The sequence below is a fragment of the Bombilactobacillus sp. ESL1197 genome (assembly GCF_058107145.1).
On the sequence record NZ_JBYLTY010000001.1, the window covers coordinates 895,048 to 907,946 of the forward strand.

Annotated in this window: 11 protein-coding genes and 1 riboswitch; of the genes, 8 read left to right on the top strand and 3 right to left on the bottom strand. The window is 39.8% G+C overall.

Translation table 11 applies throughout. From position 1 onward, the window contains the following. Positions 1-71 precede the first annotated feature (71 nt). Positions 72-677, top strand: coding sequence for a VanZ family protein (locus AC3B6B_RS04075; protein ID WP_489757396.1), 606 nt, complete (start codon positions 72-74; stop codon positions 675-677). An 88-nt stretch (positions 678-765) separates the two neighbouring features. After that, positions 766-2,106, top strand: a complete 1,341-nt coding sequence (locus AC3B6B_RS04080; RefSeq protein WP_489757397.1) for a glucose-6-phosphate isomerase — start codon at positions 766-768, stop codon at positions 2,104-2,106. An 86-nt stretch (positions 2,107-2,192) separates the two neighbouring features. Here AC3B6B_RS04080 and AC3B6B_RS04085 read toward each other — a convergent pair whose 3' ends face one another. Continuing rightward, a complete protein-coding gene (locus AC3B6B_RS04085) occupies positions 2,193-3,125 on the bottom strand; it encodes a glycosyltransferase family 2 protein (protein WP_489757398.1) in 933 nt (310 codons plus the stop codon). Between the two features lie 93 nt (positions 3,126-3,218). Here AC3B6B_RS04085 and AC3B6B_RS04090 point away from each other — a divergent pair, with 93 nt between their 5' ends. The 3 genes from AC3B6B_RS04090 to AC3B6B_RS04100 all read left to right on the top strand — a co-directional run bounded on the left by AC3B6B_RS04090 (position 3,219) and on the right by AC3B6B_RS04100 (position 6,847). Next, positions 3,219-3,698, top strand: coding sequence for a GNAT family N-acetyltransferase (locus AC3B6B_RS04090; RefSeq protein WP_489757399.1), 480 nt, complete (start codon positions 3,219-3,221; stop codon positions 3,696-3,698). A gap of 54 nt (positions 3,699-3,752) precedes the next feature. Next, positions 3,753-5,201 carry a multicopper oxidase family protein gene (locus tag AC3B6B_RS04095; protein WP_489757400.1) on the top strand — a complete coding sequence of 483 codons (1,449 nt, stop codon included), beginning with the start codon at positions 3,753-3,755 and terminating at the stop codon, positions 5,199-5,201. Positions 5,202-5,407: 206 nt separating this feature from the next. Beyond that, positions 5,408-6,847 carry an APC family permease gene (locus AC3B6B_RS04100; protein WP_489757401.1) on the top strand — a complete coding sequence of 480 codons (1,440 nt, stop codon included), beginning with the start codon at positions 5,408-5,410 and terminating at the stop codon, positions 6,845-6,847. 87 nt (positions 6,848-6,934) lie between these two features. Here AC3B6B_RS04100 and dapF read toward each other — a convergent pair whose 3' ends face one another. Beyond that, the gene (gene dapF, locus AC3B6B_RS04105) at positions 6,935-7,903 is read right to left on the bottom strand and encodes a diaminopimelate epimerase (protein WP_489757402.1); all 969 of its coding nucleotides are present in this window, start codon (positions 7,901-7,903) and stop codon (positions 6,935-6,937) included. Between the two features lie 11 nt (positions 7,904-7,914). Next, positions 7,915-9,267: an aspartate kinase gene (locus tag AC3B6B_RS04110; RefSeq protein ID WP_489757403.1), complete on the bottom strand. Its 1,353-nt coding sequence runs from the start codon at positions 9,265-9,267 to the stop codon at positions 7,915-7,917. 171 nt (positions 9,268-9,438) lie between these two features. Further along, a riboswitch (Lysine riboswitch) is annotated at positions 9,439-9,618 on the top strand. 102 nt (positions 9,619-9,720) lie between these two features. Between AC3B6B_RS04110 and lysA the strand changes: the two genes are divergently transcribed. From lysA to AC3B6B_RS04125, 3 genes are read left to right on the top strand one after another with little or no spacing between them, the layout of a single operon-like run. Next, positions 9,721-11,040 carry a diaminopimelate decarboxylase gene (lysA, locus tag AC3B6B_RS04115; protein ID WP_489757404.1) on the top strand — a complete coding sequence of 440 codons (1,320 nt, stop codon included), beginning with the start codon at positions 9,721-9,723 and terminating at the stop codon, positions 11,038-11,040. A 6-nt stretch (positions 11,041-11,046) separates the two neighbouring features. Beyond that, entirely contained in the window at positions 11,047-11,748 is a 702-nt protein-coding gene (gene dapD / locus AC3B6B_RS04120) for a 2,3,4,5-tetrahydropyridine-2,6-dicarboxylate N-acetyltransferase (protein ID WP_489757405.1), read from the top strand. A 5-nt stretch (positions 11,749-11,753) separates the two neighbouring features. Continuing rightward, on the top strand, positions 11,754-12,899 hold the full coding sequence (locus tag AC3B6B_RS04125; RefSeq protein ID WP_489757406.1) for an N-acetyldiaminopimelate deacetylase: 1,146 nt from the start codon (positions 11,754-11,756) through the stop codon (positions 12,897-12,899).

Here is a 12,899-nt window from a genome sequence, read left to right on the forward strand (position 1 = left end):
GAATTAATTTCTCTCCATAATAGTATCATTCATAATTTTACCATTTAATTATGGTAACAGTGAGGTTAGACATGATTTTCTTAAATTCAATATATCAACAAGTTTATCAGCATTTGGCAGGACGTATTAATCATTTTCCGTTAATTCGGCTGATTTTTTTAAGCCTTGATAAAACTATTTTTTATTTTTTAGTATTCTTACTTTGTCGAATACTGTGGTTAGCTATTTTTCGGCAGGCGACCAGTTTGGGGCACGAATTATTAGTTAATCTGTTTGTGATTTATTTTTTGTTACTGCTCTTTTTGACGGTTTTTCGGCAGGGTTATTTTCCGTGGGATTTTCATTTTTATTGGCACCGTTCCTTAACGGCCATCAATTGGGTGCCCTTAGTGGAAACGTGGAAATTAACTGCTGGTAAATCAATGATTGATTTTTTATATAATTCATTAGGCAATATTTTGTGGTTTGTTCCGTTTGGATTATTGCGTCCTTTAATTAGTCGGGGGCAATCTGCAGCTTTGAAAACAATTATTGAAGGCAGCTTATTATCGATTGGAATTGAAAGTTTACAATTTGTTTTGTTGACGGGTGTGAGTGATGTTGATGATGTTATTTTTAACACTTTGGGGGTGATTTGTGGTTATATGATTTACTGGTTGGGTCAGAAAATTTTCTGAAATCGCAAGGCTTGTTCGCAATTGAATATGCTATAATTTGTTCGTAGTACTTATTAAGAAAATTAAGCAAAATTTGGAGGAATGTACATTGACACATATCAAATTTGATGACTCAAAATTGGGCAAATTTGTTCATGAAAATGAACTATCTGAAATGCAACCGTTAGTGACTGCTGCAGATCAAGAATTGCGGCAAGGAACTGGTGCTGGCAATGACTTTCGGGGTTTTTTAGATTTGCCAGTTGATTATGATAAAGAAGAATTTGCCCGGATTAAAGCCGCCGCAGCAAAGATTCAAAAAGATTCCGAAGTTTTCGTAGCTATTGGGATTGGCGGTTCTTATTTAGGAGCGCGGGCAGCGATTGATTTTTTGAGTAGCAGCTTTTACAATATCAAAAATGAAAAAGCAGTACCAGAAATTTACTTCTGTGGTAATTCTATTAGCCCTAATTATTTAAGTGACTTGTTAGCGGTTATTGGCGATCGGGACTTTAGTATTAATGTTATTTCCAAATCGGGTACTACGACCGAACCTTCAATTGCTTTTCGAGTTTTGAAAGCAAAATTAATTGCTAAATATGGTGAAGCCGAAGCTAAGAAGCGGATTTATGCAACGACTGATCGGCAAAAGGGTGCTTTAAAGACAGAATCTGATGCTCAAGGCTATGAAGAATTTGTTGTTCCGGATGATATCGGTGGTCGTTTCTCAGTCTTAACAGCGGTCGGCTTGTTACCAATTGCAGTGGCTGGCATTGATTTAGATCAATTGATGCAAGGTGCAGCTAGTGCACGTAATGACTATCAAAATCCTGATGTGCAACAAAATGAAGCTTATAAATATGCTGCTTTGCGCAATATTTTATATCGTAAAGGCTATACGGTTGAATTATTGGAAAATTATGAACCCAACTTACAGTACTTTGGTGAATGGTGGAAGCAATTAGCTGGTGAGTCTGAAGGTAAAGACCAAAAAGGTATTTTCCCTGCTTCTGCTAATTTCTCCACGGATCTACATTCTTTAGGTCAATATATCCAAGAAGGTAAGCGTAACTTGATGGAAACAGTGATTATGATTGACAAGCCACGTCAAGACGTTGCTATTCCACAAGAAAGCGATAATTTAGATGGTTTACAATACTTGGAAGGTAAGACCATGGATTACGTTAACAAGAAGGCCTATGAAGGGGTTGTCTTAGCGCATACTGATGGTGGTGTGCCTGTAATGAGTGTGCATATTCCAGAACAAGATGCTTATACTTTAGGTTATTTAATTTACTTCTTTGAAATTGCGATTGCTATTTCGGGTTATTTGAACGGCATCAATCCATTTAATCAACCAGGTGTTGAAGCTTATAAGAAGAACATGTTTGCTTTGTTAGGTAAACCTGGTTTTGAAGAATTAGGCCAAGAATTGAATCAACGGTTATAAAATTTTTAATGTTTTTGCGTCAACAAAAAAAGTCTAGAATTTTCTAGGCTTTTTTTATTGCATAAAAAAGTGGTTTTATTTGCAATCTACTTTTTTTCTTTCACAATATATAGCGGACGGCGTTTCACTTCCAAGAAGATTTTGCCAATATAATTACCAATAATTCCTAGGAAAAATAATTGCATACCGCCTAAAAAGAGGATGATGGAAATTAAAGAAGACCAACCTTTGGTCGGGTTGCCAAAAATCGAAGAACGCACGACGATAAATAATAGAGCTACAAAAGCTAAGAACATGACAATTAAGCCGAGCCAAACTGCTACAATTAAGGGCACTGTGGAAAAATCAGTAATGCCTTCGACGGAATATTTAAATAAACTCCAAAAATTCCAACTAGTTTTGCCAGCAACTCGTTCGACATTTTTATATGGTAAATATTTAGTTTTAAAGCCAACCCAAGAAAAAATTCCTTTCGAAAAGCGATTGTATTCAGTCATCTCTAATATAGCATTGACCATATCGCGGCGCATTAGGCGAAAATCGCGGGCACCCGGAATGATTTGCGTGTCGGAAATTTTATTGATGATGCGGTAAAAAAGGTTGGAAAAGAAGGAACGAATCGGTGGTTCACCACTACGATCTTGGCGCATAGTACCAATACAATCGTAATCCGTGGTTTCTAAGAGGTGAACCATCTGAATCAACATGCTGGGGGGATCTTGTAGATCAGCATCCATAATTGTCACTAATTCGCCGTCAACGTTTTTCAGCCCTGCATAAATGCCGGCTTCTTTCCCAAATTGCCGGGAAAAAGATAAATAGTGGCTTTCAATGGTTGGCTCTTCGTGTAATTGGCGTAATTTTTGTAAGGTGTGATCGGTTGAGCCATCGTTAATAAATAAAATATCCGGCTCATATGCTGGTAATTTTTGAAAAGTATGAACGATAGCTTGATAAAATAGCTCCACCGTTTCTTCTTCGTTAAAGCATGGTACAATAATGCTAATTTTTGTCGCCATCAAAGAACCCCCTTGAATATCAGTAATATTTTAACTTTAAAAAAATATAAAAGCTACTATTTATTTAGAATTTGGCAAGGAAGGTCAATGAATATGACAGATTTAGTATTAAAGACAATGGATGATCAACAATTTCAAAGCTTTTTTAGTTCGCAAACAAAAGAATATGCACAGCAAAAGATGTTAAATCACGCTTGGACGAAGCAGGAAGCATTATTTCGAGCGGAGGAAGAGTTTAAATTATTGCTACCGGATCAACAACATACTTACCACAATTTTTTGTATGTGGTGCAAAATATTGAGCAAACAGTGGGTTACGTTTGGCTAGCGGAAGTCATGGATAGTGATTACTCAGCACGACCGTATTTGTTTTTATATGATTTTGCCATCTTGGATACTTTTCAAGATCAAGGCTTGGGACAAGAAGCTTTAAATTTGGTGATTCATCAGGCACATGATTTGGGTTATCAAGAGCTCGGCTTGCACGTATTTGGAATTAATCACAAGGCACAGCATCTCTATCAAAAGTTGGGCTTTCAAGTAACCGATGTTACGATGAAGCGTTCGGTTTGATTTCTCCTAAACGCAGAGTGTGTTATGATCAAATTGTGAAAAGGAGTGATTAATTTGAGTCAACGACCATTTTATCAAGAATATTTTTATGATGAAAACGTCTATGACCTACATGATGGTGGTTATAAAAAACTGACGTTGCCGCAGGTGCCTAGTAAGGCGCTCAGGATTCCGCCAATTTTAAAGCCAGATAAAGTTCAAGATCATGAGGTATGGTATACCATAGTGGCTCAGGAGTCACAAGCTGCGATTTTACCAGGTGAATTAACCAAGACCTGGGGCTATAATGCTGAGATTTTGGGACAAACGGTTGTCTTGCATGATGGTTGGCATTATCATGTGCATATTGAAAACCACTTACCCGAAACCACGACGTTACATTGGCATGGGTTAAACATTCCGGGTCCCATTACTGATGGTGGTCCCCATGCTCCCATTTTGCCTGGCCAAGCGCGCGATATTGAATTTACATTGCATCAAGAAGGGGCGCAAACAGATTGGATGCATCCACATCCGTGTCCCAATACAGCCCGCCAAGTCTGGAATGGTTTAGCAGCCATGGTAATTGTTACTGATGAACATGCTAAAACCTTACCACTGCCTCAAGAATACGGTGTCGATGATTTACCACTAATTCTGCAAGATCGCTCCTATCATGATAATCAATTGGATTATCAAGCCGATTATGATGTGGATGGGACTTTAGGTGAGTATCCGTTAGTGAACGGTACGATCAATGGTGTGTTTAAGGTGACGACTCCGCAAGTGCGGTTACGTTTATTAAATGCTGCTAATCGACGTGAGTTTCGGTTGCACTTTAATGATGGGCGCCGTTTTACGCAAATTGCGGGAGACTGTGGTTTCTTAAAACAAACTATTGATTTAGATCGTTTAATGTTAACTGTTCCTGAACGAGCTGAAATTGTGGTTGATTTTAGTGATTGTCAAGTTGGCGATCAAGTACAGTTGCTGTCTGATGATACGGTTTTATGTACTTTTGAAATTGGTGCCATGACTAAAGCTAAACAAACTATTCCCGATCAGTTATTCGATGTTCCGCAGTGGCAAGCTGATGAACAAGCTCCGGTTCAAAAGGTTGTAATGTCGGGAATGGATGATGAGGTCTTGCTTGATGGTCGGCGCTTTGATATGACGCGAATTGATCGCAAACAATTATTAGGACAAACCGTTGATTGGGAAATTACGAATACTAATGATACTTGTGGGGGGATGATTCACCCATTTCACATGCATGGTTGTCATTTTCAAGTAATTAGTCGTAATGGTCAAGCCCCGTATCCTAACGAAACCGGTTTTAAGGATACAGTGGGTGTTAATGCTGGCGAAACGGTGCGCATTCGAGTTCGCTTTGATGTTTTAGGTATTTTTATGTACCACTGTCATATTTTGGAGCATGAAGATACCGGCATGATGGCGCAAATTGAAGTTTACGATCCTAAGCAACCACGAACTTACCATTTACACGCAATGCACGAAATGTAAAGAAGTTAAGAATTAATCTCAGAAAGGCCTAATAATTAGGCCTTTCTCTATGCTTCAGGCACATTAAATTATCCGTAAAATACTATTTTTGAATAAATAGCTAAAAGTAGAAATGAAAGATTGACAAATTTATATTTTTGTTAGAAAATGTTAACCATACTCTAATGAAGTTTCATTAAAGCAACAAAGTTATGGGAGGCATTTTTATGGCGAGTATTAAGGAGCGGATTTTTCGAAAAGAAGATCCGAGTGTTTATGAATCAAAGGATTCACACTTAGTTAAATCTTTAACAACAAAGGACTTTTTGGCTCTAGGAGTGGGAACCATTGTATCGACGGCCATTTTTACTTTACCTGGTGATGTGGCAGCTTTACATGCTGGACCGGCGGTAGTGTTATCGTTCCTAGCAGCGGCGATTGTTGCTGGATTAGTGGCCTTTGCTTATTCAGAAATGGCTTCAGCCATGCCCTTTGCGGGTTCCGCTTATTCGTGGATTAATGTGATTTTTGGTGAATTTTTTGGTTGGGTTGCCGGTTGGGCATTATTAGCAGAGTATTTCATTGCGGTGGCCTTTGTTGGTTCTGGTCTTTCGGCCAATTTTCGGGGATTGATTGAACCTTTAGGTTTGCAATTGCCCAAATTTTTAGCGAATCCGATTGGAACCGCCGGTGGCGGCATTGACTTAATTGCTGCTGTGGTAATTATTGCGGTTGCTCTTTTGTTATCGTTAGGTGCATCTCAAGCTTCTAGAGTAGAAAATGTGTTAGTCGTGTGCAAGGTTTTAGCAATCTTGTTATTTATTGTCGTTGGTTTAACTGCAATTCATCCGCACAATTATGTACCGTTTATTCCTAAGTATCACTTAAACCCTGATGGTAGTGCCTTTGGCGGTTGGCGTGGTATTTATGCGGGTGTTTCGATGATCTTCTTAGCTTATATTGGTTTTGATTCAATTGCAGCTAATTCAGCCGAAGCTAAGGATCCACAAAAAACTATGCCGCGGGGCATTTTAGGCTCGTTATTAATTGCGGTGTTTTTGTTTGTTTGTGTTTCGTTAGTTTTGGTGGGGATGTTTAAGTATACTGCATATGCTAATAATGCTGAACCGGTTGGTTGGGCGTTACGGCATAGCGGTCATAGTTTAGTGGCAGCTATTGTGCAAGCCGTGGCGGTTATTGGTATGTTTACCGCTTTAATTGGAATGATGATGGCCGGTTCACGGTTATTGTATTCTTTTGGCCGTGATGGTTTGTTACCTAAGTGGATTGGTCATTTGGATCAAAAAAATCGGCCTAATCATGCTGTTTTAGTCTTGACGATTGTTGATGTAATCGTGGGCGCTATTTTCCCATTTGGTATTTTGTCACAATTAGTTTCGGCCGGAACTTTAATTGCATTTATGTTTGTTACATTAGGAATTTACGGCTTACGGAAGCGCGAAGGCAAAGATTTGCCGGAACCTGGATTTAAGATGCCCTTTTACCCAGTTATGCCATTACTAGGCTTTTTAGGTTCACTCTTAGTCTTTTGGGGCTTGAGTAAAGAAGCTAAGTGGTATGCCTTAGGTTGGTTTATCATTGGCTTAATTGTTTATTTCTGTTATGGTATTCGGCATTCGTATTTGAACCAAAAAGCCAAATCTTAAAAACTCAATTATTTTAAATTAAAACAAAAATAAGGCTGGAATAATAAGAGCGTAATCTTATTGTTCTAGCCTCATTTTATTGTTATTTTAAAGTTTTAGCTGTTGAGTCCAATTACGGTATGCAATGGCTTCACTGTCATTTTGCAAACTAATCTTGTCCGTAGCTTGGGGCTGATGTAACCAAGCTTCTGACAACTGCGTTTGGCCCATGATGGTCGCATTACCAATTAATTCCATCCAGTATTGATCGGCTTGGTGATGAACTTTGGTTTGAACCATACCGCCCGGATTGTAAACTTGAAGTAGTTGTTCTAACTGGGCTTTTTGCGGATAATTTAAGACTAAAGCTAAGCTGGCCGCAGACATTGCGGTCCCACACGCGTTGGTTAAACCGACACCGCGTTCAAAAGTTTGCACAAAAATTGTTTGCGGTCCCAAAATTTTAACAAAGCTTAGATTAACTCCGTCAGGTAATTCAGGATTGTGGTCATTTAATTGTTGGCCGAGCTGTTGCAAACGAGTTGTATCAATTTCTGGTACAAAAGTAATCAAGTGCGGATTGGGAACGGCTAAAGCGGTAAATTTTAAGTCAGGATCAATCGTGGGAATGACCTGATTGATGACTGGCTCTGTTGGAGTAGTTAAACCGACAGTCTGTGGTTCAAAACTGACGGGGGAGATTTCCACGCCAAAGGCTGGCACGTTGGGTGCCAAATTGGGGTAACGTTTGACGTGTAAACTTTTTTGTGAAGTTTCCACAGTGAAATCATCTTGCTGAAATTTATCTGCTAAATAGCGGGCCACTGTTCGTAAACCATTGCCGCACATTAAGGCTATTGAACCGTCCGCATTAAAAATTTGCATTTGACCTAAGGCTGTTGGCTCCGTTGCTTGATCCACGACAAGTAAACCGTCAACTGGCTGCAAAGCGGGAATCTGGGTTAAAGTTTGGACTAATAATTGTAATTCTTGAGTAGTTAATGGTTGTTGTAAAAGGGTTTGGTCCAGCAATAAGAATTGATTGAGTGAACCATGAACTTTGAGTAATTGCACCATATTAAAGTCTCCTATTCGAAAAAACTATGATAAATGGCCCGCACGGCCTTATCAGCGTCTGATTGTTTGGTACCGATCATAATAGAAATACGAGAAGCCCCTTGATTAATCATGTGTAAACCAATATGGGCGTGTGCTAACGGATCAATAATCTTTTTTAAGACCCCAATTTTTTGGCGGAAACCTTCGCCAACAATCATTGTAATGGCGTAATCATCGATCCATTCTAATTGATCGGGATGAAGCGTGTCTTGAATTTCTTGACACATTTGTTTGGCGATTTGAGGTGTAAATTGGCGTTGATCAAAGATGATTGTAACATCATCAATTCCAGAAGGCATATGTTCGTAAGAGATATGATATTTATAAAAAATTTGTAGTAATTTGAGTGTGAAGCCCACTTCTTTGTTGAGTAAATAACGGTGCAAATAGAGAGCCACAAAATGGTTGGACGTGGCCACCCCCGTCATTAATTGTTGAGGGTGAAAGTCTTTTTCAGGTACAATTAAAGTTCCTGGTAAATCGGGATGATTAGTATTTTTGACATTAATTGGAATTTGGGCTTGAATGGCCGGAATGAGCGCTTCATCATGAAAAACAGAAAAACCAGCATAGGATAATTCACGTAATTCCCGGTAAGTCATAGTTTTGATAGCTTGAGGATGCTCAACGATTTGGGGATTAGCCGCATAGATAGCGTCGACATCTGTGAAATTTTCATAAAGATCAGCTTGAAATCCCTTAGCTAAAATGGCCCCAGTAATATCAGAACCGCCGCGGGAAAAGGTCGCAATTTGTTGCTTTTCCGTGAGGCCATAAAAACCGGGCACAATATAATATTGGTGTTGGAGCTTAATTTTTTTGAGGTTAAGATAAGTTTGCGCTAAAACTTCAGCATCATGAGGTTGATCACTAACTAATAAACCGAGATCTTGCGGTGATATGTATTGGGCATCAAGATTTTGATGTTGCAAGATCAGGGCTAATAATTGGGCGGTTAACTTTTCACCATGGGCTTTAAACGCGGCGGTTAAATAATCATTATTGGCGAAAGTGGTAGTGGGTAAAATGTCTAATTGGTGCTTTAAGTCAGCAATTTGCAGACTCGATAAACCAAAAGTTTGGGCAATCTCGACGTAACGTTGCCAAATTTCGGTCACAATGGGGGTAAAATCCTGATGGTTAATAACTAATTGACTGTATTTGATTAGCAAATCGGTTACTTTGGTATCTTGGGAAAATCTTTTACCGGGAGCGGAAGTAACGATAATGCGGCGCTGAGGATCAGCTCGAATAATGGCAATAATTTTTTGAAATTGTGAACCAGTGGCTAGCGAACTACCACCAAATTTAATAACTTTCATAACTAACGAATTCCTCTCTGCTTGATCAATTATTACCCAATTATTAAAATTATTAGGGGATTAATTTGCATTCTAACATTTATTTTTTAATCTGCAACTACTTATTTTTTAACTATCTGCCGAAATAAATTAAAATAGCTTGACAAATATTTTAATTAATTATAATATTTTATATATCGAAGAGGTCGCAATCAACAAGAGTAACTATAGGAGCTGGTCAGCTGAGAATATAGTGAAAGGGGCGATTGCCGAAGGATTAAGTCCAAAGGCCGGGGCTTAAATTCTGGGACATAATTGAATAAATTATGGACTGTCGTAGAAAAATATCTCTACGGAGCGCTTACGACAAACTAATGCCATAATTTTAGCAATGAATGATGGGTTCTTTTGTTCGAAAGCGAGCAAAAGGACCTTTTTTATTATTAATTTTTATTTTTACTGGAGGTCGCAATCATGCAGTCAGCAATGGCATTAAACGCGCAAGGACATTTGACAATCGGGGGCTGCGATGCCCTGGATTTAGCACATAAATATCAAACACCATTGGTTGTGTATGATGTCGCCCAAATTCGGCAACAAGTTCATCAATTTAAGCAAGCTTTTCAACAAGCCGGCGTTAACGCCACGATTAGTTATGCCAGCAAAGCTTTTGCTGTGAAAGCTATTTATCAAGTGATGCAACAAGAACAAGTACATGTTGATGTAGTTTCTTTAGGAGAAATGATGACGGCATTACAATCCGGTTTTCCCGCCGCGCAGATTAGTTTTCATGGTAATAATAAATCATTATCAGAATTAAATTACGCCGTGCAAAATCAGATTGGAGTCATCATTGTTGACAATTTTGATGAATTAAACATGTTGACACAATTGCTACACGAAAGTTATCCTCAGCGAAAAGTGGCGATTATGCTACGCATTACGCCTGGTATTTCAGCACATACCCATGAATATGATCAAACTGGGCAAATTGACAGCAAGTTTGGCTTTGATGTGCAATCACAGCAAGCACAAGCTGCCTTACAACAGGCTTTGGCAGAACCACAATTACAAGTTATTGGTTTACATGCCCATATCGGTTCCCAAATCATGGCTGTTGAAGGTTTTGAATTGTTAGTTAAAAAGTTATGTCAGTTAGTCGCCAGTTGGTACCAAAAATTTCAATTTGTACCACAAGTCTTAAATCTTGGCGGCGGCTTTGGTATTCAGTATGTTGCAAGTGACGAGGATTTGGCTCCTAAGCAATTTGTTCAAGCCATTGTTCAAACATTACAACAAGCTTGGCCATTAGCTTCACAACCTTTACCAGAAATTTGGATTGAACCGGGACGTTCTTTAGTCGGGGCCGCCGGAGTCAGTCTTTATTCAATTGGAACCCATAAAAAAGTGGCTGGGATTTGTAATTTTGTCACGGTAGATGGGGGCATGGGTGATAATATTCGCCCCGCTTTATACCAAGCGGATTATACTGCTGTGTTAGCGAAAGCACCACAAGCTAAAACGACGCAAACGGTAACTATTGCAGGACGTTATTGTGAATCTGGTGATATCTTAGTTAAGAATCAACCTTTACCGCCAACGCAGCCGGGCGATATTTTAGCAATCTTGGATACGGGTGCTTATGGTTATTCAATGGCTTCCAACTATAACCGCGTAGCACGTCCGGCAGTGGTTTTTGCCGAACGTGGGCATAGCCAAGTAGTTGTCAAACGAGAAACACCGATGGATTTACTTCGTTTAGATCAAGATTATCAAGTAACTGGAGAAGAGTGATTTGTGATGAATACACAAGAAATTATTAATTTTATTAGTCAAGCACCCAAGAAAACGCCGGTGCAAGTAGTAATTAAGGGCGATTTATCTAAGTTACAAGCGATAGCTGGGGTTGAAAGTTTTGTTGGCGAGCAAGTCGGAGTTGTTTATGGCGATTATGCTCAGATACAAGAGTTCTTGCAAGTTAACCAAAGTGTCATTACAGCTCAACATTTAACAGTAACAGCGCGTAACTCAGCGGTGCCTTTGTTAGATATTCAGAATGTTAATGCGCGGATTGAACCTGGAGCTTTGATTCGTGATCACGTACAAATTGGTGATCAGGCCGTGGTGATGATGGGGGCCGTGATCAATATTGGTGCTCAAATTGGTGCCAAAACCATGATTGATATGGGCACAGTCATCGGTGGGCGCGCTCAGATCGGTCAACGGGTTCATGTCGGAGCTAACGCCGTGATTGCTGGTGTGATTGAACCGGCTTCTGCCCAGCCCGTTGTTATCGGTGATGATGTTTTAATTGGTGCTAATGCTGTAGTTTTAGAGGGGGTGAAAATTGGATCGCATGCAGTTGTAGCAGCCGGAGCAATAGTGACCCAGGATGTGGCTGCCAATAGTGTGGTGGCGGGGGTACCGGCGAAAGTGATTAAACAAGTTGATACTCAAACACAGCAAAAAACCGGTTTAGAATCTGACTTACGAAAGTTGTGAAATTAATGCTATTAGATGAAGATTTAATTCAAATTCGGCGCCACTTGCACCAAATCCCCGAACTAGCTTTAAAAGAAACGCAAACGTCTGCCTACTTAAGACAAATTATTGCGCAATTACCACAGCAATATCTAACAGTACAAACGATTAATCAATTACCAACGGCCATTTTGGTTCATGTTCAAGGTACGGATCCGAAAAGAACTTTGGGTTATCGGGCAGATATGGATGGCTTACCATTGACCGAAGCAACTAACTTAAGCTATCAATCTAAGCATGCTGGTGTCATGCACGCTTGTGGGCATGATTTTCATTTAACGATTGCTTTGGGGATTTTAGCATATTTTGCGGAGCACCAACCACAAGATAATTTAGTATTCTTCTTTCAACCAGCGGAAGAAAGTGATAGTGGTGCAGTTATAGCAGAAAAATCAGGCGTATTTACTGGGCAATTTCGGCCAGACGAATTTTATGCCTTGCATGTTAATCCCGATCTGAAAGTCGGCCAAATCGGTTGTCGCCAGGGCACGTTATTTGCTGGAACTACCGAGGTTGATGTTGATTTTATTGGCAAAGGTGGGCATGCAGCTGCTCCCCAAAAAGCCCATGATGCGATTGTGGCGGCCGCAGAGTTTGTTAACCAAGCCCAAACAATAGTAGCTCGCAATATTGATCCCCTAGCCAGTGGGGTAGTTACTTTTGGTCAGCTGAACGCTGGAACAATTCGGAATATTATTGCTGGTCATGCCCATTTAGCTGGGACAATTCGGGGGTTGGATCAACCCATGATTGTAAAAATTGGGCAACGGCTAGATGATATAGCTCATGGCATTGCGCGAAGTTTTGATTTGCAAGTTCAGTTAAAGCTTAATCAAGGGGGCTATTTGCCAGTAGTCAATGATCCGCAATTAACCAAATTGTTTATGGATTCTTGTCAAAGCGATTCACAGATTGAATTGGTAGAAACCAAACCGGCTATGACTGGTGAAGATTTTGGGTATTTGTTGCATCATTTTCCTGGTGTAATGTTTTGGTTGGGAGTGCAGAGTTCTGCGAGTTTACACACTGCCCAATTGCAGCCGAATGAAGCGGCTTTGGCAGTAGGTGTACGCGTGGGCCGGAAGTTTTTGGAACAGAGAATGGGACAATAG